We start from the raw sequence: 24,399 nt of genomic DNA, 5'->3' as shown, positions 1-24,399 counted from the left end.
TATCGAAGGACAGGGTGGCGCGCGGGACCCATGCTTCGATACGAGCCCTCGATACGCTCCTGACGGAGCTACTCGGTCTCTACTCAGCACGAACGAAGAGGTCGCGGGGAGGGGAGGGCGACGGGCGAGGATTCGGCTCCGTCCCTTCTACTGACCGGTTTCGGCCGCGGGCGTCGCATCAACCGCCGGCGTCGCGACCACCGGAGCCTCCATCGGCACATCCGAAACCGGCCTAGCCCCAGGCTCCAGATCGCTCGGCACGAACGGCACCACGCTCGGCGGTGGCCCCGACATCCCCGCCGGATCGCCCTCGACCCGCCCGTGGAGGTGGTCGATCTCCGCCTGCCGCCGGTTGAGATAGAACGATCGCGTCGCCGCATACGGATCCGGCGAGTTGTCGTGCAGGTCCTTCAGCGTCTGGTCGAATTCCGACCGGTGATCGAGCGCCCCGAGGATCCCCGCCGGCACCGTGTATGACGTGCTGGTGAATGGATGGCCAATGGCGACCGGCAGGATCAGGCGATCGATCACACCGCCGAGCAGATCGCGGATCGTCGTCGGCCCTACCAGCGGCAGGAACAGGAACGCACCGTTCTTGACTCCGTAATAGCCAAGCGTGTTGGCGAAGCCGTTCGACCGCCGCGGCAGGTGGAACGGCTTCTTCTTGGCGACGTCGAGCACGCCCGCCACGCCGATCGTCGTGTTGATCGCGAACCGTCCGACCGTCTCCGCTGCCTTGCCCGGCTTGAACTGGAGCAGGAAGTTCAGGAAGACGATCGGCTCGCGCAGATTGTAGAGGAAATTGTGGATGCCGCGTCGAATGGGACTCGGCACGGTCTTCTTGTAGGTCCGCGCGACCGGGCCGATCACCGCGTCGTCGACCTTCTGCGTCACCGCGAACGATTCGGCGTTGACCGCGCGCAGCGGATCGCCCGCGGTTTCCTTGCGGCCAGTGACGATTATGTCGTTGGGCGTCCGCTGGACGGGCGGAGTCCCCAGCGGGGCGGGACCGACCGGCGGAATGTCCTGCGTCGGGAGCCCCTGGGCGAAAATCTCGATCGCCGGAAGCGATGCGGCCAGAGCAATCGGCGAAACCGCCATCGCCGTAACTGGCTGGAAATCACCGGCGAACGGCGAGACTACCGCGCCGGGCAGCGCCACGCTCGCACTGACGCCGGGCAACGCTATCGGCGCGGCCGTCACGTGAACGGGGGCAGCCGTCAACAGCATTGCGCTCATCGTTACCAGCATGTGCACTCATCGCCCTGTTATCGGCCGCTCTCCTACATCGAGATGCGACGCGCCTGACATGCCCGTCGGCGCGCGTGGAGCATAGAGCCAATCGTCATCTACGCGTGCGGATCGCGGTTAACCGATCGCACCGCGATCCCGGCCTGAGACGTCTCGCGCGAAGGCGTCGCTCAGAGCTTGCCGAACACCGCCTCGAAGCCGGCCTTGTCGCCAGCCGCGAGCAACCGCGCCTGCTCGATCCAGCGATCGCGGCCCATCCGGCCGGTGAAGTTGCCGAGCTGCGCGTCGATGCGCTGCGCCTCGCTATCCGACAGCGCCGCCATCTCGCCGACCGTCGAGACGCCGAGCGCGCCAAGCTGCGCCGCGACCTTCGGCCCGAGCCCCTTCAATTGCGTCACGGGCCCGTCGGCATAGGACGGCGCGGGCGCAGACGGTTCGACCGGCGCCATCGCCTCGGCCGCCGGGCTCGCCTCCATCGGCGATGCGGCGGCGATCGGTTCGTCGTTCAACCGGTCGGAAGTGCTCGCGCTATCGACCTGGGGGGCGAGCGGTGCGACCGCCGGTGGGGACGCAATCGGGTTTGGCGCAGGCTCGACCGGCGCCGCGACGGGCTTCGGTTCGGGTGTTGGAGCAGGCGCCACCGGGGCAGGTGCGGGCGTAACGGTCCGCGTTTGCGACTGGGACTGCTCACTACGGCGCTTTTCGTCGTTACGTTCTTCCGCGATAGGCTCAGGGGTAACACCGGCCTCCTTGGCGTGTGCGATCACGTCGCGCGTCGCCTTCGTGCGGCTGCGTTTCGCCCTGATACCCCAGATCAGCCCGATCAGGACCAGGATCGCGACGACGGCGATGATCGTGAAGTGGATCGCCGTCAGCGTGGCGATGCCATCGGGCAACAGGCTCAGGCCGGAAGTGGAGGTCGCGGAAGTTTCGTTCATTCCCATACCGTAGCGATGCGCGCGAAAGGCGGCGAGACCTAATTGGCCAGGTTGACTTGTCTGATCCTCCCCCGTCAGGGGAGGTGTCGCCGCAGGTGACGGAGGGGGAGGACACGGAACAGCGGTTGTCGCCCACCTCCCCCTCCGTCTGGCAAGAGCCAGCCACCTCCCCCTGGCGGGGGAGGATCAGGCGTGCATCACCCGCGCGCGATTTCCCGCCAGCCGATGTCGCGACGGTAAAAGCCTTCCGCGAAATCGATCGCCTCGACCGCGCGATACGCGTTCGCCTGCGCCGTTGCGACGGTATCGCCGGTCGCCGTCACCGCAAGAACGCGCCCGCCGGACGCGACTAACCCACCGTCCTCAAGCCGCGTGCCTGCCTGGAACACCGTGCCGCCCGCGGCCCGTGCGGAATCCAGCCCGACGATCGCGCCGCCAGCCTTGGGCGTTCCCGGATACCCCTCCGCCGCCATTACCACTGTCAGCGCGGTTTCGTCGCTGAACTGCGCCGCAGGCATCTCGCCGAGCCGCCCCTCTGCGGTCGCCAGCATCGTCGCGAGCAGGTCCCCCTGGAAGCGCATCATCAGCACCTGCGTCTCGGGATCGCCGAACCGCGCATTATACTCGATCAGCTTCGGCCCCTGCGGCGTCAGCATCAGTCCGGCGTACAGCACGCCCGAGAACGGCATGCCCTCCGCCGCCATGGCCGCCACGGTCGGCGCGACGATCTCATCGATCGCGCGCTTCTCCAGCGCAGGCGTGAGGACGAGGGCAGGGCTGTACGCGCCCATCCCGCCGGTATTCGGCCCGGTATCGCCCTCGCCGACGCGCTTGTGATCCTGCGCGGAGCCGAACGGCATCAGCGACACGCCGTCGGTCAGCACGAAGAGGCTCGCCTCTTCACCCTCCAGGAATTCCTCGATCACCGCCTCGGCTTCCCCGTCGGCGAACAGCGCGTCGAGCGCGGCATCGGCTTCGGCCGCGCTGAACGCGATGACGACGCCCTTGCCCGCGGCGAGCCCGTCCGCCTTGATGACCACCGGCAGCGAGAAGGTGCGGGCAAGCGCGATATCCGCCTCTTCGCGGCTCTTCACGCGGACATAGCCCGCGGTCGGGATGCCGGCGCGCAGGCACAGATCCTTGGTGAAGCCCTTCGACCCCTCCAACTGCGCCGCCGCCTTCGACGGCCCGAACACGGGGATGTCCGCCGCGCGGCAACTGTCCGCCAGTCCGTCGACCAGCGGCGCCTCGGGTCCGATCACGACCAGCCCGACCTCATGCTCGCGGACGAACGCCACCACCGCGCTATGATCCGTCGCATCGAGCGGCACGAGCGTCGCAACGCGCGCGATCCCGGGGTTGCCCGGCGCGGCATACAGCGTATCGAGGCCGCGAGATTGCACCAGCTTCCACGCGAGCGCATGTTCGCGACCCCCCGAGCCCAGCAGCAGGACGTTCATGCCCGATCCCTTTTCCGATGACGTCGTATCCAGTGACATGGGGCGGCTGGTAGCCGAGCCGGTCGCCGGCGACAACGCACTCGCCATGTCGGTCGGCGAACTCGCGTTCAAGCTTAAGCGGATGGTCGAGGGCGAATTCGGCCATGTCCGCCTGCGCGGCGAGATCTCGGGCTGGAAACGCGTCGCCTCCGGGCATTGCTACATGTCGCTCAAGGACGATCAGGCGGTGATCGACGGCGTCATCTGGAAGGGCAATGCGTCGAGCCTCGCCTTCGTGCCGCAGGACGGCATCGAGGTGATCGCGACCGGCAAGCTCACCACCTATCCCGGCCGCTCGAAATACCAGATCGTCATCGAGCGCATGGAGCTGGCGGGCGCGGGCGCCTTGATGGCGCTGCTCGAGAAACTGAAGGCGAAGCTCGCCAGCGAGGGGCTGTTCGACGGCACGCGGAAGAAGCGCCTGCCGTTCATGCCGAAGGTGATCGGCGTCGTCACCTCGGGCACCGGCGCGGTGATCCGCGACATCCTGCACCGCCTGGAGGATCGCTGCCCGACGCACGTGATCGTCTGGCCGGTGAAGGTGCAGGGCGAGGGTTCCGCCGCCGAAATCGCCGCCGCCGTCCGCAGGTTCGACGCGATAGTCCCCGGCGGCCCGGTGCCGCGCCCCGACCTTGTCATCGTCGCGCGCGGCGGCGGTTCGGTCGAGGATTTGTGGTCGTTCAACGAGGAAATCGTCGTCCGCGCGGTCGCCGCCTGCACGATCCCGATCATCTCCGCGGTCGGGCACGAGACCGACACCACCTTGTGCGATTTCGCCGCCGACCTGCGCGCGCCGACGCCGACCGCCGCCGCCGAAATCGCGGTGCCGGTACTCGCCGACCTGCGTCTGACGATCGACAGCCACCGCAACCGCACCGAGCGGTGTGCGCGGCGTCATGTCGAGCGCGGGCGCGAGCGGCTCGACGCACTGGCGCGTCTGCTCCCGAAGCGCGACCAGTTGCTTGGACCTCAACGCCAGCGCGCCGACGACTTCGGCCAGCGGCTCGACCGCGGCCTTGAGCGCCGCTTGACGCTAGCGCGCGGCAGTCTCGATCGTTCGGGCGCAGCGCTCCGACCTGCCACTTTGGAGCGCAAACTCGAAGCCAAGCGCGCGCAGCTCGATGCGACGTGGCGTCTGGTCCAGTCGCTCAACCCCGACGCGATCCTCGACCGCGGCTATGCCCGCGTTACCGCCCGGCCCGGCGGCGAGACGCTCGCCTCGGCCAAGTCGGCGCGCGACGCGGGGACGCTCACGCTCCACTTCCGCGACGGTGTGGTCGACGCGGTGACGGACACCGGCCTTGAGCGCCCCGCCGCCAAAACCTATGCTGCCCCCAAGGCGAAGCCCGCGCCCGACGCGCCGCCACGCCAGCCCACCTTGCTATAAAAGAAGACCCGCAATGCTGATGTCCAACTCCGACCGCGCCGCGCGGCTGCACTATATGGCCAACGGTTTCCGCGTGCTCAGCCCCGGCGATCACGTCGCCTGCGCCGCCACCGGCCACCGCATCGCGCTCGAAGACCTGCGCTATTGGAGCGTCGCGCGCCAGGAAGCCTACGCCACCGCCGCCGGCGCCAGCGAAGCGATGGCGCCACGATGATCCGCGCGGCGGTGCTCGTCCTGCTGGCTGGATCCGGTGCCGCCGCCCAGCAAACACCGTCCTCGAATACCGCGCTCCAGTCCGCCTTCCGCTGGACCGGCACGCTCAGCCAAGGCGGACTGATCCTAGGCACCGCCCCTGCTGGTACGCGCACGCTCATGCTCGACGGCAAGCCGGTCGCGCTATCCCCCCGATGGCCGCTTCATCGCCGGTTTCGACCGCGACGCGGGGCCGCAGGCGATACTGACCGCTACCCTCGCCGACGGACGCACCATTACCCAGCCGCTGACGATTGCGCCTAGAGCCTGGCGGATCGAGCGCCTCGACACGCTCCCGAAATTCCCCACGCCCGACCCGGTCTTCGCCAAACTGCGTCCGCCCGAACTCGCCCAGATCGTCGCCGCCCGCGCGCGCACTACCGACGCCCAAGGCTGGCGCCAGGCCTTCGCATGGCCGGCAACAGGCCGCATCTCCGGCCTGTTCGGCGCGCAACGCATCTACAAGGGCGACCCCGGCAGCTATCATTCAGGCACCGACATCGCCAAGCCAACCGGCGCGATCGTCACCGCTCCCGCCGACGGCGTCGTGATCCTCGCGGCGGACCACCCCTTCACGCTCGAGGGAAATCTCCTGATGCTCGACCACGGCATGGGCCTCAACAGCGCGTTCCTTCACCTATCCCGCATCGACGTGAAACCCGGCGATCACGTCCGCCAAGGCCAACCGATCGGCGCCGTCGGCATGACCGGCCGCGCCACCGGTCCCCATCTCCACTGGGCGCTACGATGGCGCGACGCCAAGCTCGACCCGATGCTGGTGGCGGGCGTGATGCGACCGTAGGTGACGAGCGCTCAGTTCAGCCGTTTCGCCTTCACACCCGGCTGGCCGCCGACGCTTAGCTTGAAACTCCCTAAGGCACCGCGCTTGATGACGACTTTATCGTTTGCCCGTGGACGCCGCGCGATCGTGTAATCATCCGTCTGGATCCATCGCGCGCCATCGGCCAACTGGAAACTCCATCGGCCGGCGCCATCCACCGACGCACCGGTGAGAGTCGTCTCGATCTGCGGCAGGTCGTTGCCGTTGCCGAACAAGCCGGTATCGGGCAGCGTTATCCCGAACAGATTTCGGCGCGTTTCGCGAACTTGTTGCTGGTCGATGACGACGACCGCTTGATCGGCTTCCGCGGTATCCAGCGCCGCCACCGAGTGATCGAAGCAGGCCAGCCGCGCCAACGGTTCGGTCACGGTGCGGCATTGCGTGACGGCAACCAGCAGCGGGGACCGCTCCGCCCTACGCGGCTTGGACGCCGCGGCCGCAGGATACTGCGCCATGATCAACGAGGTTGAAATTGCCAGAACCGTGATCCGCATGAGCGTCCTACCTCGTTAGCGAGAAGCGTCGGAATAGGCAGCGCCGGCCAGAGCGGCAAGTCCATCACGTGCAGCATGCCGTTACGGCATCGTCCCGAAATTGTGGCCATTGGGTAACATAACTGTCGTAATGCGACGAGTGGTGGCGATCCCGTAATTTTCTTTTGGACAAGGCACCTCTGACTTGCGAGATCGTCGTCAGCTGCGGTCGGGCGACCGCACAATAGATCGTATCGGCCGGAAACGTTCGCCGATATAAAAGGGATAGACCAACCATGCGAAACCATATGTTTCGGGACTGCCTGCTCGCATCGACGATGATCGCGGGTGCTGCGATTGCATTGCCCGCCTACGCGCAGACCACCCCGGCACCCGCGCCGCAGGGCGCGACGAGTGACGACGCTGCAGCATCGACCACGCCGGCGCTGTCCAACACGCCCAGCCAGGACCCAGCTGCTGCCGGTACGGCTGGCAGCGGTGACATCGTCGTCACCGGGTCGCGTATTTCGAATCCGAACCTGACGTCGGCCAGCCCGATCACCGTCGTTAACGCAGCCGAGATCAAGCTGCGCGGTTCCAGCCGCATCGAGGACGTGCTGAACAGCCTGCCGCAGGCTTTCGCGTCGCAGAGCTCGTCGGTCTCGAATGGTTCGAACGGCACTGCCACGGCGAACCTGCGCAACCTTGGCGATCAGCGCACGCTGGTGCTGGTGAATGGTCGCCGCCTGATGCCGGGCGATCCCGTCTCGACCAGCTCGGCCGCGGATCTTAACGTGATTCCGGCGTCGCTGATCAAGCGCGTCGACGTGCTGACCGGTGGTGCCTCCTCGGTCTATGGTTCGGACGCTGTCGGCGGCGTGGTCAACTTCGTCCTCGACGACCAGTATGAAGGCGTCAGCCTCGACACGACCGGCGGAATCTACAACCACAACAACCGCAGCAAGCGCTTCCAGTCGCTGTCGGCCGCCAAGGGTTTTCCCGCCCCGAGTGGTCAGGCCTTCGACGGTACGCAATTTGACATCAACCTGAAAGTCGGCGCCGGTACCAGCGACGGCCGCGGCCATGTCGTCGGCTATATGGGGTATCGTAAGATCGGCGCGATCTTGCAGGGTGACCGCGATTATAGCTCGTGCGGGCTGAACGTGCCTGCTGCCGGCAATGAATATGTTTGCGGCGGATCAGGCACTGGCTTCCCCGCCAATTTCACGCTTCAGGCGCGTGATGGCCTGCCGCGCAACCTGACGCTGGACAGCGCTGGTAACTTAATATCCGGTCAGTCGCTCTACAACGCCAATCCGCTGAATTATTATCAGCGTCCGGACAAGCGTTACACCGCCGGCTTCCTTGCCAACTACGAAGTTAGCAGCGCCTTCAAGCCGTATGCCGAATTCATGTTCATGGACGATCGCACCGTGGCGCAGATCGCGCCATCGGGCGACTTCAGCAACACGACCACGCTCAACTGCAACAACCCGTTGCTGTCCGCGGCCCAGGTCGCTTCCTTCTGCCGTGCGACGAACCTGCTGACCGACGCCGGCACAGTGGCAGGGACTACGGGTGTACCGGCGGCGGTATTCCTGAATCCTGACGGCAGCACCTACAATCGCGCTGCCGTCAACATTGGGCGTCGCAACGTCGAAGGTGGCGGACGTCAGGCCGATCTGCGCCACACTTCGTATCGCATCCTGGCCGGTGCGCGGGGCGATATCGGTAAGGGTGTCTCGTATGACGTCTATGGTCAGTTCGGCAGCACCATCTTCAACGAGGTATATCGCAACGAGTTCTCGATCACCAAGACGACCCGCGCGCTCGACGTGATCGCGGGCCCCGGCGGTGTTCCCACCTGCCGGTCGGTCGTTGACGGCTCGGACCCGACGTGCGTTCCGCTCAACATCTTCGGTGCGGCTCGGATCACGCCGGAAGCCCTCGCCTATGTGCAGCAGAGCGGCTTCCAACAGGGCCAGACCAAGGAGAAGATCGTCAGCGGCTCGCTGACCTTCAAGGGCAGCGAATACGGTGTGCAGTCGCCGTTCGCCTCCGAGGGCATCGCGCTGAACGTCGGTGCCGAATATCGCGAAGAGTCGCTGTCGCTCGAGGTGGATCAGGCGTTCCAGACGGGCGATCTCGCCGGCCAGGGCGGCCCTACCCTGCCGATCAGCGGCGGCTACAACGTGAAGGGAGGCCTTCGCCGAACTCCAGGTTCCGCTCGTCAGCGATCGCCCATTCTTCCAAGAGCTGACGGTCAACGGTGGTTTCCGCTACTCGGACTACAGCACCGCCGGTTCGGTCACCTCATACAAGGGCGAACTGGTCTGGGCGCCGGTCCGCGACATCCGCTTCCGTGGCGGGTACAACCGCGCGGTGCGTGCGCCTAACGTGCAGGAGCTGTTCGTTGGCCAGTCGGTGCAGATCGACGGCGCTACCGATCCCCTGCGCGGGTCCTGCCGTCGGCGGCCTCGTCAACGGCAACACCGCGGCGCAATGTGCCCTCACCGGCGTCACCGCAGCCCAGTTTGGCGGCATCGATGTCAACAGTTCCGATCAGTATAACGGCCTGATCGGCGGCAACCCGAACCTGAAGCCCGAGAAGGCCGACACGTTCACGGCCGGCGTGATCATCCAGCCAACGTTCCTCCCGGGCTTCACCGCATCGGTGGACGCGTTCCGGATCAAGGTGAAGGACATCATCGGTGTCATCGGTGCCGATACCATCATCAACCAGTGTCTTCAGACTGGCGACGCCGCGCTGTGCGGTGCGATCAATCGCGATGCTAACGGGTCGCTCTACCAGACCACCCGCGGCTTTATCGTCGATACCAACGTCAACGCCGGTTCGTTGACGACCCAGGGCATCGATGCGTCGCTCGGCTACACACTGCGGACGACCAATATCGGTACCTTCGCGCTCGCCGCTAACGGTACCTACACCGACAAGTTCGAGTCGGATAAGGCTGGCGCCAAGTTCGATTGCGCGGGTTATTTCGGTGCGCAGTGCGGGTATCCGCAGTCCAAGTGGCGCCACAGTGTGCGTCTGACCTATACCGCGCCGAGCGGCGTGGGCCTCTCCGGCAACTGGCGCTATCTCTCGAAGACGAAGTTCGAGAATACCAGCAGCAATGCCGATCTTGCGAACAGCTTCTTCCCGCTGGATGCGAGCATCAAGGCGCAGAGCTATTTCGACCTGGCTGCCACAGTGCGGGTTGAGGATAAGTTCACCTTCCGGGCCGGCGCGAACAACGTGTTCGACAAGTCGCCTCCGATCCTCAGCTCGACGGCAACGCCGATCGGCTCGTTCGGTAACGGCAACACCTATCCTGGCATCTTCGAAGGCGCGGGTCGCTATCTGTTCGTTGGTCTGACCATCGATATGTAATCGATCCTTCGGGACCGAAATTGGGGCGGCAGATCATCGATCTGCCGCCCCTTTTTTGTTCGAAGATGAGCGTGTCAGGCGACTTGCAGCACCAGCTTCCCATCGCCTTCGTCGACCTTCACGGTCGAGCCGTCCCTTCACCTCGCCGCGCAAAATCATGTCGGCGAGCGGGTCCTGTAGGTAGCGCTGGACCGCGCGCTTCAACGGGCGTGCGCCGTACACTGGATCGTAGCCCACCCGGCCGAGCCAAGCCCTCGCCGCATCGGTTAGGTCGAGGACGATCTTGCGATCCGCCAGCAGCTTGTCGACACGGGATACCTGGATGTCGACGATCGGTGCCATGTGCGACTGGCCGAGGCGGTGGAACAGGATCACCTCGTCGAGCCGGTTGAGGAACTCCGGCCGGAAGTGCGACCGGACTATCTCCATCACCTGCGGCTCGACCGACGACACGTCGTCGCCCTCCGCCATGTTTGCCAGATACTGGCTGCCGAGGTTGCTCGTCAGGATGATCAGCGTGTTGCTGAAATCCACCGTGCGCCCCTGACCATCGGTCAGCCGGCCGTCGTCGAGCACCTGCAACAGCACGTTGAACACGTCGCCATGCGCCTTCTCGACCTCGTCGAACAGGATCACCTGGTACGGACGCCTGCGCACGGCCTCGGTCAGCACGCCGCCCTCCTCATAGCCGACATAGCCCGGAGGCGCGCCGATCAGCCGCGCGACCGCGTGCTTCTCCATGAACTCGCTCATGTCGATGCGGACCATCGCGCTGGGATCGTCGAACAGGAACTCCGCCAGCGCCTTGGTCAGCTCGGTCTTGCCGACCCCGGTCGGTCCAAGGAACAGGAACGAGCCGAGCGGCCGGTTCGGGTCCTGCAATCCCGCACGCGCACGGCGAACCGCGGTCGACACCGCCTTCACCGCGTGCGCCTGACCGATCACGCGCTTGCCGATCGTCGCCTCCATCGCGAGCAGCTTGTCGCGCTCGCCCTGCAGCATCCGCTCGACCGGGATCCCGGTCCAGCGGCTGACCACACCCGCGATATCGTCCGCGGTCACTTCCCTCGCGCAGCATCGCGCCCTTGGTCGCCCCCGCCGCCTCGTCGAGCTGGCGCTGCAAGCCCGGGATCGTACCGTAGGAAAGCTCGCCCGCCTTGGCGAGATCGCCCGAGCGCTGCGCCTGCTCCAGCTCGAGCCGCGCGGCATCGAGCTGTTCCTTCAGCCGAGCCTCGGCATTGATCTTGTCCTTCTCGCCCTTCCAGCGCGTCGTCAGCTCGGCGGATTGCTCCTCCAGGTTGACGAGTTCGCCCTCCAGCGTGTCGAGCCGGTCGACCGACGAGTCGTCGGTCTCACGCTTCAACGCCTCGCGCTCGATCTTGAGCTGGATGATCCGCCGGTCGAGATTCTCGATCGCCTCGGGCTTCGATTCGACCTCCATGCGGATTCGCGATGCCGCCTCGTCCATCAGGTCGATTGCCTTGTCGGGGAGGAAGCGGTCGGTGATGTAGCGGTTGGACAGCGTCGAGGCGGCAACGATCGCGCCGTCGGTGATCCGCACGCCGTGATGGAGTTCATATTTCTCCTTCAGTCCGCGCAGGATCGAGATGGTGTCCTCGACGGTCGGTTCGCCGACCATCACCGGCTGGAACCGCCGCTGCAACGCGGGGTCCTTCTCGACATATTTGCGGTACTCGTCGAGCGTGGTCGCGCCGACGCAGTGGAGTTCGCCGCGCGCGAGGGCGGGCTTGAGCAGGTTGCCGGCATCCATCGCGCCCTCGGATTTGCCCGCGCCGATCAGCTGGTGCATCTCGTCGATGAACAGGATGATGTCGCCCTCGGCGGCCTTCACCTCGTCGAGCACGCCCTTCAGCCGCTCCTCGAACTCACCGCGATATTTGGCACCCGCGATAAGCGAGCCGAGATCGAGCGACATCAGCCGGCGATCCTTCAGCGTATCGGGCACGTCGCCATTGGCGATGCGAAGGGCTAGCCCTTCGGCGATCGCGGTCTTGCCGACGCCGGGTTCGCCGATCAGCGCAGGGTTGTTCTTCGTGCGGCGCGCAAGGATCTGGATGGTGCGACGGATCTCCTCGTCGCGACCGATGACGGGGTCAAGCTTGCCGTCGCGCGCAGCCTGGGTGAGATCGCGCGCGAACTTCTTGAGCGCGTCATAGCGATCCTCGGCGCCCGCGGTGTCGGCGGACCGGCCCTGCCTCAGGCCGTTGATCGCGGTGTTGAGCCCCTCGGGCGTGACGCCACCGGCCTTCAAGGCCTTGCCCGCCGCGGTGTTGAGCGACAGCGCAAGCGCGACCAGCAACCGCTCGACGGTGACGAAGCTGTCGCCCGCCTTGCTCGCGATCTGCTCGGCCTGATCGAGTACCCGCACCGCGTCGTTGTCGATTCCCGGCGTGGTCTGCGCGCCCGAGCCAGACACGACCGGGATCTTCGCTAGCGCAAGATCGGTCTCCGAGGTCGCACGCTTGGCGTCGCCACCGGCCGCCTTGATCAGCCCGGCGGCCATGCCCTGCTCGTCTTCCAGCAGCGCTTTCAACAGATGCTCAGGGGCGATCCGCTGGTGGTTCATGCGGATCGCGACGGTCTGCGCGGATTGCAGGAAGCCCTTCGCGCGGTCGGTGAATTTGTCGATGTTCATGACGAATTCCTGTGGGAGTGTTTCGGTGTTGGCCGAAAGATGGTGTTGTATTTGGGCAACACAAGAGGCGCGCGCAGGTCGGATGCTAGGGCGAGCGCGAGGCATCCGGAATAGCGTTTATTGTCGGTATCGAAGCGCCGCCGTCATCGCTATGTTCAGGTTCGCATGCTATATGCAGCGCGTGTCCACAGCGCTCCCCCATACCTACGCCATCGGCATCGAGCCGGCCGACATCGACTTTATGGGTCACGTCAACAACGCGAACTATCTGAAGTGGGTACAGGCCGCGGTGATCGACCATTGGCAGCGCCTTGCGCCCGCGGAGGCTGTGGCGGGGCACCTCTGGGTCGCGCTCAAGCACGAGATCACGTACCGCAAGCCTGCGTTCCTCGACGACGACGTCATCGCGACGGTGTTGCTCGAGAAGGTCCAGGGTGCGCGCGCGTTCTACGAGACGATCATCAAGCGCGGCGAGGACGTGCTCGCCGAGGTCAAGTCCAGCTGGTGCTGCCTCGATGCCGAGACGCTGCGCCCGTCGAGGCTGGCGAACAGCGTCGTCGAGCATTTCTTCCCGAAGGCCGAGGTCAAAGACTGACGTCTCTCGGGCGATCGGTTCTCAAAAATCGATCGCCATGCCCTTCAGCTCCCAATCGCCATAGCGCGTCGGATCGCGCGGCTCGGGATCCTTGTCGGGCACGATCGCCTCGGGTTTTGGGACCGGCGTATTCTTCGCAAGATATTCTGGCGGCTTCAGATGATCGGGGCGCTGGCCCATCGCGGCTCTCCGGATTTGCGTGTTGGCGTCGTAACCGCCACATGGGCCCTGCCGCGCCGCTTTGCCATAACAGCCGCGCGACAAACCGAACGCGAAGGACCTTCATATGCCCGACTATACCCACGCCCCCGAGCCGCTCGGCGTCCCGACCCGACGCGCCGCACTCCGCCTGCTCGACGCCGTCCTGCGTCGCGGCGAGTCGCTCGAATCCGCGCTCCCCGCTGCAACGCGCGCAATCCACGGCCCCGATCGCGGCCTGGCGCACGCGATCGCCGCCGAGACGCTCCGTCGCCTCCCCGATCTCGACGCGATGATCGATTCGGTGACCAAGACGAACCTGCCCGACGATGCGAAGGCGCGCATGGCGCTCCGCATCGCGCTGGTCCAGGTGCTGATCCTCGGCACCCCCCTCGCACGCCGCGATCTCGACGGTGTTGCCGCTGGTCGATGGCGGTCCGCGCAAGCTGGTCCACGGTGTGTTCGGCACGCTGTTCCGCGCCAACATGCTGCTCCCCGAGGTGCCCACGCTGCCGGCCCCGGTCGAACTGCGCTGGGAAGCCGCGTGGGGCGAGGAGATGGTCGACGCCGCCGGCCGCGCGATCGCGCAGGTGCCGCCGCTCGATCTGACGATCGCCAACCCGTCCGAAACCGAAGGCTGGCGCGAGAAACTCGGCGGCGAAAGTTTCATGCCCGGGCATCTCCGCCTCGGCGACCATGATTCGGTCCCCGACATGGCCGGCTTCGGCGACGGCGCCTGGTGGGTGCAGGACATCGCCGCCTCGCTTCCCGCGCGGTTGCTCGGGAAAGGGGAGGGCCACGTCCTCGATCTCTGCGCAGCGCCGGGCGGCAAGACGCTGCAACTCGCGAGCGCCGGCTGGACCGTCACCTCGGTCGACAATTCGCAGAGCCGCATCAAGCGCCTGCGCGAGAATCTCTACCGCACGCACCTGAAGGCCGAGGTCGTCAACGCCGACATCCTCGAATGGGCGCCGACCGAGCCCGCCGACGCGATCCTGATCGACGCGCCGTGCAGCGCGACGGGCATCTTCCGTCGCCACCCCGACGTCCTCCACCGCGTCCGCCCCTCGATCATCGCCGAGACCGCGGCGTTGCAGGCGCGCATCTTCGCGCGGGCGGCGGACTGGGTAAAGCCCGGCGGCACGTTGGTGTACGCCACCTGCTCGCTCGAACCGTCGGAAGGCGAAGCGCAACTCGACGCGTTCCTCGCGGCCCGCAGCGACTATTCGATCGCCCCGGTAGACCAGTCCGAACTCCCCGCCGGGATCACCCCGACAGAGGCGGGCACGATCCGCACGCTCCCCGGCATGCTCGGCAACCAAGGCGGCTGCGATGGCTTCTTCATCACCCGATTGAAGCGCGCGTAACTCTTCCCCCCTCCCTGGAAGGGAGGGGTCGGGGGTGGGTTGGCCGGCTCGAGCCACTACCGCCTGACCACGCGGAAACCGACCCACCCCAACCCCCTCCCCTTACAGGGAGGGGCGAGAAGCTAGGCCTTCGCACCACGCAAATCCCGCGCTAGGACAAAATCATGCAACCCGTCCGCATCGCCCCCTCGATCCTCTCCGCCGACTTCGCCAAACTCGGCGAGGAAGTCCGCGCCATCGACGCGGCCGGCGCCGACTGGATCCACATCGACGTAATGGACGGGCATTTCGTCCCCAACATCTCGTTCGGCCCCGCGGTCATGAAGTCGGTCCGCGGCGTCACCACCAAGCCGTTCGACGTCCACCTGATGATTTCCCCCGTCGACGCGTATCTCGACGCGTTCGCGGAGGCCGGCGCCGACTGCATCACCGTGCATTACGAGGCGGGCCCGCACATCCATCGCTCGCTCCAGCACATCAAGAGTCTCGGCAAGCGCGCGGGCGTGGTGATCTGCCCCGGCACGCCCGCGAAGATGCTCGACTACCTCATGGACATGGTCGACCTCGTGCTGGTGATGAGCGTCAACCCCGGCTTCGGCGGCCAGAGCTTCATCCCCAGCCAGCTCAAGAAGATCTCGGCGATCCGCACGATGATCGAAAAGAGCGGCCGCGCGATCGATCTTGAAGTCGATGGCGGCGTCGATGCGGAATGGGCGAAGCGCTGCATCGAGGCCGGTGCCGACGCGCTGGTCGCTGGCACCTCGGTGTTCCGCGGCGGTCCCGATCATTATGCCGCCAACATCGCTGCGTTGCGGGGGGTGAACGGTTCGCGTGATCTTGTGACCGATCCCGCCCCCGACGGGATCGACGAAGGCCGCCGCCTGATCCGTCTCGGCGGCGACAAGGGGCTGTCGCTCGCCGACCGCCTGGCCGAGCGCTTCCACCGCCTGACGTGGCGCACCCCGCTCCACACGCTCCGCCTCAAAGGCCGCTACCCGCTGAAGCTGATCGCGGTCCCCGACGATCCCATCCTCGGCGACATTCCGCGCGGCACGATGCTGCTCGAAGGCGTCCTCTCGTTCCGCGGCGAAGCGCGCGATATCGAGACGCTCGATCTTTCGAAACCGCTGCCCAAACCGTTCGCAGAATACCTCCACAGTTTCGCGTGGCTACGCGACCTGTCGACCGTCGCGACGCGCGCGCGGGGCGCTCCGATCGCCGAATACCTCATGGGGCTCTGGCTGACCGCGCATGCCGATACGCAGGGCGGGATCGCGTGGCGCCCGGACATGTGGGGCCGCCGCATCCTCGCCTGGACCGCGCACGCGCCGCTGATCCTGTCGTCCTCCGACCAGATCTACCGCTCGAAGGTGCTCAACGCGCTCGCAAAGGGCGCACTCCACCTCGATCGCAGTGCCGACAAGGCTCCCGCCGGCGCCCCCCGCATCGCCGCGTGGTGCGGAGTCGTCGCGGCCGGGCTGCTAATCCCCGGCGGAGAACCAAGGCAGGCGTTCGGTGAGGCCGGCCTGCTCCGCGCGCTCGGCACCGGCCTGTTCGACGATGGCGGCTCGGTCTCGCGCAGCCCGGCGATGCTGCTCGATTCGATTCAGCTGCTCACCCTGCTCCAGGAAAGCTACGTCGCCCGCGGTCTCGAACTCCCCGAGACGGTGGCGGTCACGCTCACGCGGATGGTCGCGGCCCTGCTCGGCGTAGCGCACGCCGATCGTGGCCTGTCGAGCTGGCAGGGCGGCGGCCCGGCCAGCGAAACGCAGGTCGCCGCGGTCATCGAGGCCAGCGGCGTCCGCACCCGCCCCCTCCGCCAGGCGCGCGACTGGGGCTATCAACGGCTCGCCGCCGGCACCGCGGTGCTGATCGTCGACGCTGCCCCGCCGCCGATCGCGCGCCTCGTCGAAGGCGGCTGCGCCTCGACGCTCGCGTTCGAATTCTCCGATGGCCCCGCGCGGATCGTCGTCAATTGCGGCGGCGCCCGTGCGGGCATCGCCCAACTCCCCCTCGCGATGGTCGAAGGCCTGCGCTCGACTGCCGCCCATTCCACGCTGACGATCGCCGACAGCAATTCGACCGCGATCCTCACCGACGGCACGCTCGGCCGCGGCGTCGGCGAAGTCGAGCTCAGCCGCCAGGAATCGGAGGCCGCCAGCCGGATCGAGGCGAGCCACGACGGCTATGTCCGTCGCTGGGGCTTCCTCCACCGCCGCCAGCTGATGCTCACCGGCGACGGCCGCGAACTCCGCGGCGAGGACGCGCTGTTGCCGCAAGGCCGCAAGCGCCGCGCGGGATTGTCGTTGTTCGCGATCCGCTTCCACCTGGGGGAGGGCGTGCAAGTCTCCCCCACCGCGGATGGCCTGGGCGCGATCCTCCGCCTCCCAGGCGGTCCCCTATGGCAATTTCGCTGCCGCGGCGGCGCGCTGGTCGTCGAGGACAGCGTCTGGATCGACGCCGACGGCCGGCCGGTCGCGACGCAGCAGCTGATGATCACGGGCGAAGCCGCGGCCGGCGGCGCGAGTGTGAGTTGGGCGCTTAAGAAGGCCTGACCCAACGTCTGCCCAGACGCAGCGCGAAGAACCACGCCAACCAACGCACTTCCGTCATCCTGACGAAAGTCAGGACCCAGGATACCAAACGACCACCTTCGTGGCTCTGGATCCTGACTTTCGTCAGGATGACGGGAAATGGTGGACGGGGGGGAGTCACCCGCACGCCCCCTGTTCCCCAACGGCAACCAACGCTAAGGCACCGCCGCACGGCGACTCCCGACGAAAGACCCCCATGACCAGCATCCCGATCAAGCGCGCGCTCCTGTCCGTTTCCGACAAGACCGGGATCGTCGATCTCGGCAAGGCGCTCGCGAGCCACGGCGTAGAACTCGTCTCCACCGGCGGCACCGCCACCGCCCTCCGCGCCGCCGGTCTCACGGTGCGCGACGTCAGCGAACTCACCGGCTTCCCCGAAATGATGGACGGCCGCGTCAAGACGCTCCACCCGATGGTCCACGGCGGCCTGCTTGCCGTCCGCGACGACGCCGGCCATGCCGCCTCGATGGCCGAGCACAAGATCGGCGCGATCGACCTCGTGATCGTCAACCTCTACCCGTTCGAGGCGACCGTCGCGAAGGGCGCCGACCGCGACACCGTGATCGAGAACATCGACATCGGCGGCCCCAGCATGGTGCGCTCGGCCGCCAAGAACCACGCCTATGTCGCGATCGTCACCGACCCCGCCGACTATGCGCTGGTCTCGGGCGGCACCACCACGCTCGAAGACCGCAAGAAACTCGCCGCGAAAGCCTTCGCCACCACCGCCGCCTATGATTCGGCGATCGCGACTTGGTTCGGCACGGTAGATCAGGCCGAGGAATTCCCCGCCACGCTGCCGATCACGCTCAAGCGCGGCGATACGCTTCGCTACGGCGAGAACCCGCACCAGTCCGCCGCCTTCTACACGGCAACCGGCTCGGTCCGCGGCATCGGCCAGGCCCGCCAGCTCCAGGGCAAGGCGCTCAGCTACAACAACCTCAACGACGCCGACGCCGCGCTCGAACTGATCGCCGAATTCCGCGACGCCGCCCCCCTCGGTGGTGATCGTCAAGCACGCCAACCCCTGCGGCGTCGCCACCGGCGCCACGCTCGCCGACGCCTATGCCGCGGCGTTCGCCTGCGACACCGTGTCGGCGTTCGGCGGCATCATCGCCGTGAACCGCACGCTCGACGCCGAGACCGCGCGCCAGATCACCGGCATCTTTACCGAGGTCGTCGTCGCTCCCGATGCCGACGAGGGAGGCGATCGCGCTGTTCGCCGCCAAGAAGAACCTCCGCCTGCTGCTCACTGGCGACCTCCCCGATCCCGCCCGCCTCGGCTTGACGGCCAAGTCGATCGCCGGCGGCTGGCTCGTCCAAGGTCGCGACAACGGTACGCCGGGTGAGTTGAAGGTCGTCACCAAGCGCCAGCCGACCGGAGCAGGAACTTCTCGACTGCCGCTTCGCCTGGACGGTGGCCAAGCACACCAAGTCCAACGCGATCGTCTATGCCAAGGATGGCAGCACTGCGGGCATCGGCGCCGGCCAGATGAACCGCCTCGAATCCGCGCGCATCGCAGCTTGGAAGGCAAAGGACGCGGCAGAGAAGGCCGGCTGGGCTACCCCGCGCACGATCGGCTCGGCGGTCGCGTCGGACGCGTTCTTCCCCTTCGCCGACGGCTTGCTTGCAGCGGTCGAGGCTGGCGCGACGGCGGTGATCCAGCCCGGCGGCTCGATCCGCGACGCCGACGTCATCGCTGCAGCGGACGAAGCCGGCCTCGCGATGGTCTTCACCGGCATGCGCCACTTCCGCCACTGAGTTCGACACCCTCGGATCGCTTGCGCTAACTGTTCCCCCCGCGAAGGCGGGGGCCCAGGATTACAAACGGCATCGTTCGTGACCCTGGGCTCCCGCTTTCGCGGAAGAACAGCAGGTGGGGTTGGCCTGCCTATTAATCGGGCATCCTCACCGCACTGCACATGTTTTAACCGCAGTTTCACCTCTGCCCGCCCCGCACGCATACCCCACCCCTCCCACACCGCAACTGGCACGCACATTGCAAGGCATTTCCCGTAACAAGGGGAAGGGGCGCGATGAAACTCGTCATTGCCATCATCAAGCCGTTCAAGCTCGACGAGGTGCGCGAAGCGCTCACCACGATCGGCGTGGCGGGCATGACGGTCACCGAGGTCAAGGGGTTCGGCCGTCAGAAGGGCCAGACCGAGATCTATCGGGGGGCCGAGTACAGCACCAACATGGTGCCGAAGATCAAGATCGAGGTGGTCTGCGCCGCCAGCCTGTCCGACCGCGTGGTCGAGGCGATCCAGGCATCGGCGAACACCGGTGCGATCGGCGACGGCAAGATCTTCGTGCTCGACGTCGGCCAGGCAGTGCGGATCCGCACCGGCGAAACCGACGATTCAGCGCTCTGAGGGGGGGACGAGATGAAGCATGATTTGAAGAAGGTCGCCATCGCGGCTCTAGGGTTCGGCGCGACGATGATCGCCGCCGCACCCGCCTGGGCACAGGCAGCAGCCGCACCGGTGGTCGCGCCCGTCGTTGCTACCGTGAACAAGGGCGACACCGCCTGGATGATGACCTCGACGATCCTCGTCCTGATGATGATCCTGCCCGGTCTCGCGCTGTTCTACGGCGGCCTCACGCGGTCGAAGAACATGCTGTCGACCATGACGCAGATCGGTGCCGTCGCGGCGCTCGCGATGCTGATCTGGGTGATGTGGGGCTACACGCTGGCGTTCGGTCCGGACGTGACCAACCCGCTGCTCAGCAACTTCATCGGCAGCTTCGACAAGGCGTTCCTGAAGGGCGTCACGCCCGCCTCGCAGGCGGCGACCTTCACGGCTGGCGTCGAGATCCCCGAATATGTCTTCATCTGTTTCCAGATGACCTTCGCCGCGATCACCATCGCGCTGGTCCTGGGCTCGGTCGTCGAGCGCATGAAGTTCTCGGCGGTGATGGTGTTCGGCCTGGTCTGGTTGACGATCGTCTACTTCCCGATCGCACACATGGTGTGGGCATCGAGCGGCTATTTCTTCAAGGCAGGCGCACTCGATTTCGCCGGCGGCACCGTCGTCCACATCAACGCCGGCGTCTCGGCGCTGGTGGCGGCGCTGATCCTCGGCAAGCGCATCGGCTATCCGAAGGAACCGATGGCACCGCATTCGCTGGTCATGACCGGCATCGGCACCGGGCTGCTCTGGGTCGGCTGGTTCGGCTTCAACGCAGGCTCTGCGCTCGAGGCGAACGGTTCGGCCGCACTCGCGATGCTCAACACCTTCGTCGCCACCGCGTCCGCCGCTTTGTTCTGGATGCTTGCCGAGAAGCTCTCGGGTCACAAGGGGTCGGCACTGGGCTTCTGCTCGGGCATCGTCGCCGGCCTCGTCGCCGTCACGCCGGCCGCGGGCAACTCCGGCCCGTTCGGCGCCATCGTCCTCGGCGCGATCGCCTCGCTCGTCTGCTTCATGGCGGTGTCGAAGCTCAAGCCGATGCTCGGTTACGACGACTCGCTCGACGCCTTCGGGATCCATGGCATCGGCGGCATGATCGGCGCGATCGGCACCGCGGTGGTCTACGCCCCGTCGCTCGGCGGCCCTGGTGCTGTGGACTATGCGATGGGCGCCAAGCTCTTCGTGCAGCTCCAGGCGGTGATCGTCACGATCATCTGGGCCACGATCGGCACCACGATCGCGATCTACGTCGCCAAGGCCGTCACCGGTCTGCGGGTCTCGCCGGAAGTCGAGCACGAGGGTCTCGACATCGGCGAACACGGCGAGCGCGCCTACAACTGATCGGTAGCGGGCCAGTCGAGCCCGCACCCACGACGTTCCTCCTGCGGACAACCTTAGCCCGGTGTGGAAACACACCGGGCCTTTGTGTCGATCGAAGTAGGACTTCGATCGAGTTCCAATGGGGCTAAACCACCTCGTACGGCACGGCGCCGCGGCGGTCGGGATCGACGCGTATCTCGCTGGCGGTCGGCGGAAACGCGCGCTGGTCGCAGTCGGTGCGCAGGCAGATGCGGCATGACGTCCCGATCGGCGTGGCGGTGCCTCCGGTCCCCAGCGCGTCCGCATAGATGAACTCCGACGCGTTCGCCTCCTCGCACCCCAGCGCCACCGCATAGCGCCGCGCGGGTCGCGTGTACGTCTCGGACGGCTTCACCAGCCCCTTCGCCATCGAGACGTAGCGGATGCCGTCGGTAGTCTCGATCAGCTGAGTCAGTATCCGGTCGGGGATCGCCACCGCCTCGTGGACGATCCACAACGGACACGCCCCCTCCGAACCGCGCGAACTGAAGTCGCGTGGCGGAGTGCCGCTTGGTGATGTTCCCCGCCATGTCGACGCGGCAGAAGAAGAACGGGATGCCCAGCGCGCCCGGTCGCTGCAACGTCGAGAGCCGGTGACACGTCTGCTCGAAACTCGTCCCGAAGATCCGCCGTAGCCGGTCGATGTCGTGGCGGACGTTGCGCGCCTCGGTGCGGAAGCGCGTGTAAGGCATGACGATCGCCCCCGCCGCGTAATTGGTCAGCCCCGCGGTCAGCAGCGCGCGCGCCGTTTCGGACGCCATCTCCGACGCCGCGACGATCCCGCCGATGACGTCGCCGAATTCGTGTCGCGCGACCTGATGCGCGAGCGAGAACAGGGTGGTCTCCCCGGCTGCGACCCGTCGAGCCGCAACGTTGCGCCGTCATAATCGCGAAGCGGCGCGGCAAGCGCTCCGGAGATCGCAACCGACACGCCGCGCGCGGCAAGCCTAGCCTCAAGCGACGCGATCCGGTCCGCCCCCAAAGTCTCGCCGATCTCCTCCGCCCGCCGGTCGAGCGCATCGACATAATTGCCCGCCGCATGAAACCAGTCGCGCACGTCCTCCCACGGCAGCAACCCCGGCGCCCCTGATCCCGCCACCAGCCGGTCGTCCAGCGCCCGCAACTGCTCCTGCGCCCGCCGATACGCGTCGTGCATCGCGACAAGGCGCTGCGCCAACAACGGCTGGTGCTTCACCGCCCGCCGCACCGCGGTCTCGTCGAGCGCGGGCGCCTCGACACTCGTGTCCGACACCGCCTCCAGCGTCGCGATCAGCAACGCGGTATCGTCCGCCGCATCGATGCTGCCCCAATCCGCCGGAAATTCGCGCGCGAGCGTGATCAGCACGCCTTCCGTCACCGGGCGGTCGCCATTCTCGATCTGTGAGAGATAGCTGACGGACAACCCGATCCGCACGGCCATCGCCGCCTGGCTGATTCCCAGAACGCGGCGCAGGTCGCGCAGGCGATGTCCGACGAAGAGGCGACGAGCGGGCAGGGTCATCCCTCCGCCTAATTTGCAAACATCCGACGCACAAGTTTGCAACATTGCATTTGCGCATCGCATCCCGCTCTGTGAAGGCCAGCAACAGGACGGAGAGACGATGTCATCGACGATCGAAGAGCTTGAACGCCGCCGCGAAGCCGCCAGAGTCGGCGGGGGGCATAAAGCGGATCGCAGCGCAGCACGCCAAGGGTAAGCTCACCGCGAGGGAGCGCCTTGACGTGCTGCTGGACGAGGGATCGTTCGAGGAGCTCGACATGTACGTCGAGCACAACTGCGTCGATTTCGGCATGCAGGACCAGGTGATCCCCGGCGACGGCGTGGTCACCGGCTCGGGCACGATCAACGGCCGCCTCGTGTTCGTCTTCAGCCAGGACTTCACCGTATTCGGCGGGTCCCTCAGCGAACGTCATGCGCAAAAAATCTGCAAGGTGATGGACAGCGCGATGAAGGTCGGCGCGCCGATCATCGGTCTCAACGATAGCGGCGGCGCACGCATCCAGGAGGGGGGTCGCCTCGCTCGGCGGCTATGCCGAGGTGTTCCAGCGCAACGCGCTCGCCTCCGGCGTCGTGCCACAGCTGTCGCTGATCATGGGCCCGTGCGCAGGCGGCGCGGTCTATTCCCCCGCGATGACCGACTTCATCTTCATGGTGAAGGATTCGAGCTACATGTTCGTGACCGGCCCCGACGTGGTCAAGACGGTGACCAACGAGGTCGTGACGCAGGAGGCGCTCGGCGGCGCAGTGACGCACACCACCAAGACGTCGGTCGCCGACAACGCGTTCGAAAACGACATCGAGGCCTTGCTCGCGGCGCGCGATTTCTTCGATTTCCTGCCGTCGTCCAATCGCGAAGGCGTGCCCGAGCGCCCGACTGCGGACGAATGGGACCGGATCGGGGAAAGCCTCGACACGCTGATCCCGGCGTCGGCGAACCAGCCCCTACGACATGCACGAGCTGATCCGGAAGACCGTCGACGAAGGCGATTTCTTCGAGACGCAGCCGGCACACGCCGCCAACATCATCACCGGCTTCGGCCGCATCGAAGGCCGCACGGTCGGCTTCGTCGCGAACCAGCCGATGGTGCTCGCGGGCGTGCTCGACATCAATTCGTCGAAGAAGGCGGCGCGGTTCGTGCGCTTCTGCGACGCGTTCGAGATCCCAATCGTGACCTTCGTCGATGTCCCCGGCTTCCTGCCCGGCACTGCGCAGGAGCATAACGGCATCATCAAGCACGGCGCGAAACTTTTGTTCGCCTATGCCGAGGCGACCGTGCCCAAGATCACCGTCATTACGCGCAAAGCGTATGGCGGCGCGTACGACGTGATGGCGTCGAAGCACCTGCGCGGCGACCTCAACTATGCGTGGCCGACCGCCGAGATCGCGGTGATGGGCGCGAAGGGCGCGGTCGAGATCATCTTCCGCGGCAAGACGCCCGAAGAGATCGCCGAACGCACCGCGGAATACGAGGCGCGGTTCGCCAACCCGTTCGTCGCCGCCTCGAAGGGCTTTATCGACGAGGTCATCCAGCCCCACTCGACCCGCCGCCGCATCGCGCCTCGGCCTACGGAAACTTCGCGGCAAGGCGCTGGAGAATCCGTGGAAGAAGCATGACAACATCCCGTTGTGATCCGGCGGCTTGTTGCATGATGATAAGCACATTATCATGTCATGCGAAGGA

General features: G+C 66.5%; 13 protein-coding genes and 10 pseudogenes. 14 read left to right on the top strand and 9 right to left on the bottom strand.

Annotated elements, in window-relative coordinates; all coding sequences use genetic code 11:
• Window positions 1-147: 147 nt before the first annotated feature.
• The 3 genes from NHF48_RS13610 to purD form a co-directional block, all read right to left on the bottom strand.
• Complete coding sequence (locus tag NHF48_RS13610; RefSeq protein ID WP_253071410.1) at window positions 148-1,251, bottom strand: MlaA family lipoprotein; 1,104 nt, start codon at window positions 1,249-1,251, stop codon at window positions 148-150.
• A 170-nt stretch (window positions 1,252-1,421) separates the two neighbouring features.
• Complete coding sequence (locus NHF48_RS13605; RefSeq protein ID WP_253072529.1) at window positions 1,422-2,189, bottom strand: hypothetical protein; 768 nt, start codon at window positions 2,187-2,189, stop codon at window positions 1,422-1,424.
• Window positions 2,190-2,386: 197 nt separating this feature from the next.
• Window positions 2,387-3,649 carry a phosphoribosylamine--glycine ligase gene (gene purD / locus NHF48_RS13600; RefSeq protein WP_253071409.1) on the bottom strand — a complete coding sequence of 421 codons (1,263 nt, stop codon included), beginning with the start codon at window positions 3,647-3,649 and terminating at the stop codon, window positions 2,387-2,389.
• On the opposite strand from purD, the gene xseA reads away from it, so the two are divergent.
• The 3 genes and pseudogenes from xseA (at window position 3,648) to NHF48_RS13585 (ending at window position 6,129) form a co-directional block, all read left to right on the top strand.
• Window positions 3,648-5,075, top strand: a complete 1,428-nt coding sequence (gene xseA, locus NHF48_RS13595) for an exodeoxyribonuclease VII large subunit (protein ID WP_253071408.1) — start codon at window positions 3,648-3,650, stop codon at window positions 5,073-5,075. The two genes, purD and xseA, sit on opposite strands and share 2 nt — an antisense overlap.
• Window positions 5,076-5,088: 13 nt before the next feature.
• Complete coding sequence (locus NHF48_RS13590; protein ID WP_253071407.1) at window positions 5,089-5,289, top strand: DUF2093 domain-containing protein; 201 nt, start codon at window positions 5,089-5,091, stop codon at window positions 5,287-5,289.
• Window positions 5,286-6,129: pseudogene (locus NHF48_RS13585) on the top strand (M23 family metallopeptidase). The gene NHF48_RS13590 and the pseudogene NHF48_RS13585 overlap by 4 nt, the downstream one beginning before the upstream one ends.
• Window positions 6,130-6,140: 11 nt before the next feature.
• Here the strand turns inward: NHF48_RS13585 and NHF48_RS13580 are convergent.
• Window positions 6,141-6,623: a hypothetical protein gene (locus tag NHF48_RS13580; protein WP_263816896.1), complete on the bottom strand. Its 483-nt coding sequence runs from the start codon at window positions 6,621-6,623 to the stop codon at window positions 6,141-6,143.
• Between the two features lie 314 nt (window positions 6,624-6,937).
• Here NHF48_RS13580 and NHF48_RS13575 point away from each other — a divergent pair.
• The 3 genes and pseudogenes from NHF48_RS13575 to NHF48_RS13565 form a co-directional block, all read left to right on the top strand.
• Window positions 6,938-7,462, top strand: a pseudogene (locus tag NHF48_RS13575) (TonB-dependent receptor plug domain-containing protein); the annotation flags it as partial.
• Between the two features lie 1,435 nt (window positions 7,463-8,897).
• Window positions 8,898-9,002 (top strand): annotated as a pseudogene (locus NHF48_RS13570) (hypothetical protein); the annotation flags it as partial.
• Window positions 9,003-9,054: 52 nt separating this feature from the next.
• Entirely contained in the window at window positions 9,055-10,035 is a 981-nt protein-coding gene (locus NHF48_RS13565; RefSeq protein WP_253071405.1) for a TonB-dependent receptor domain-containing protein, read from the top strand.
• 74 nt (window positions 10,036-10,109) lie between these two features.
• Here the strand turns inward: NHF48_RS13565 and clpB are convergent.
• Window positions 10,110-12,691: pseudogene (clpB, locus tag NHF48_RS13560) on the bottom strand (ATP-dependent chaperone ClpB).
• Window positions 12,692-12,872: 181 nt separating this feature from the next.
• On the opposite strand from clpB, the gene NHF48_RS13555 reads away from it, so the two are divergent.
• The gene (locus NHF48_RS13555) at window positions 12,873-13,286 is read left to right on the top strand and encodes an acyl-CoA thioesterase (protein ID WP_253071404.1); all 414 of its coding nucleotides are present in this window, start codon (window positions 12,873-12,875) and stop codon (window positions 13,284-13,286) included.
• A 21-nt stretch (window positions 13,287-13,307) separates the two neighbouring features.
• Here NHF48_RS13555 and NHF48_RS13550 read toward each other — a convergent pair whose 3' ends face one another.
• Window positions 13,308-13,466: a DUF1674 domain-containing protein gene (locus NHF48_RS13550; RefSeq protein ID WP_082441494.1), complete on the bottom strand. Its 159-nt coding sequence runs from the start codon at window positions 13,464-13,466 to the stop codon at window positions 13,308-13,310.
• Window positions 13,467-13,572: 106 nt separating this feature from the next.
• Here NHF48_RS13550 and NHF48_RS13545 point away from each other — a divergent pair.
• From NHF48_RS13545 to NHF48_RS13520, 6 genes and pseudogenes are all read left to right on the top strand, one after another.
• A pseudogene (locus NHF48_RS13545) lies at window positions 13,573-14,851 on the top strand (RsmB/NOP family class I SAM-dependent RNA methyltransferase).
• A 164-nt stretch (window positions 14,852-15,015) separates the two neighbouring features.
• Window positions 15,016-15,669 (top strand): annotated as a pseudogene (gene rpe, locus NHF48_RS13540) (ribulose-phosphate 3-epimerase); the annotation flags it as partial.
• Window positions 15,670-15,690: 21 nt separating this feature from the next.
• Complete coding sequence (locus NHF48_RS13535) at window positions 15,691-17,406, top strand: heparinase II/III family protein (RefSeq protein WP_253072431.1); 1,716 nt, start codon at window positions 15,691-15,693, stop codon at window positions 17,404-17,406.
• A gap of 235 nt (window positions 17,407-17,641) precedes the next feature.
• Window positions 17,642-19,207, top strand: a pseudogene (gene purH / locus NHF48_RS13530) (bifunctional phosphoribosylaminoimidazolecarboxamide formyltransferase/IMP cyclohydrolase).
• A 275-nt stretch (window positions 19,208-19,482) separates the two neighbouring features.
• Window positions 19,483-19,821 (top strand): P-II family nitrogen regulator, encoded by a 339-nt coding sequence (locus NHF48_RS13525; RefSeq protein ID WP_056053652.1) that lies wholly within the window; start codon window positions 19,483-19,485, stop codon window positions 19,819-19,821.
• A gap of 12 nt (window positions 19,822-19,833) precedes the next feature.
• The gene (locus tag NHF48_RS13520) at window positions 19,834-21,198 is read left to right on the top strand and encodes an ammonium transporter (protein ID WP_253071403.1); all 1,365 of its coding nucleotides are present in this window, start codon (window positions 19,834-19,836) and stop codon (window positions 21,196-21,198) included.
• Window positions 21,199-21,322: 124 nt separating this feature from the next.
• Here NHF48_RS13520 and NHF48_RS13515 read toward each other — a convergent pair.
• From NHF48_RS13515 to NHF48_RS13505, 3 genes and pseudogenes are all read right to left on the bottom strand, one after another.
• Window positions 21,323-21,688 (bottom strand): annotated as a pseudogene (locus NHF48_RS13515) (short-chain fatty acyl-CoA regulator family protein); the annotation flags it as partial.
• 58 nt (window positions 21,689-21,746) lie between these two features.
• Window positions 21,747-21,995: pseudogene (locus NHF48_RS13510) on the bottom strand (ImmA/IrrE family metallo-endopeptidase); the annotation flags it as partial.
• Window positions 21,947-22,717 carry a helix-turn-helix transcriptional regulator gene (locus NHF48_RS13505; RefSeq protein WP_263816895.1) on the bottom strand — a complete coding sequence of 257 codons (771 nt, stop codon included), beginning with the start codon at window positions 22,715-22,717 and terminating at the stop codon, window positions 21,947-21,949. The pseudogene NHF48_RS13510 and the gene NHF48_RS13505, both read right to left, overlap by 49 nt.
• Before the next feature lie 100 nt (window positions 22,718-22,817).
• Here NHF48_RS13505 and NHF48_RS13500 point away from each other — a divergent pair.
• Window positions 22,818-24,348, top strand: a pseudogene (locus NHF48_RS13500) (acyl-CoA carboxylase subunit beta).
• The last annotated feature ends 51 nt before the right edge of the window (window positions 24,349-24,399 follow it).

This window comes from Sphingomonas sp. H160509 (assembly GCF_024124765.2).
Lineage (GTDB): Bacteria > Pseudomonadota > Alphaproteobacteria > Sphingomonadales > Sphingomonadaceae > Sphingomonas.
This window is presented reverse-complemented; position numbering and strand designations above follow the sequence as displayed.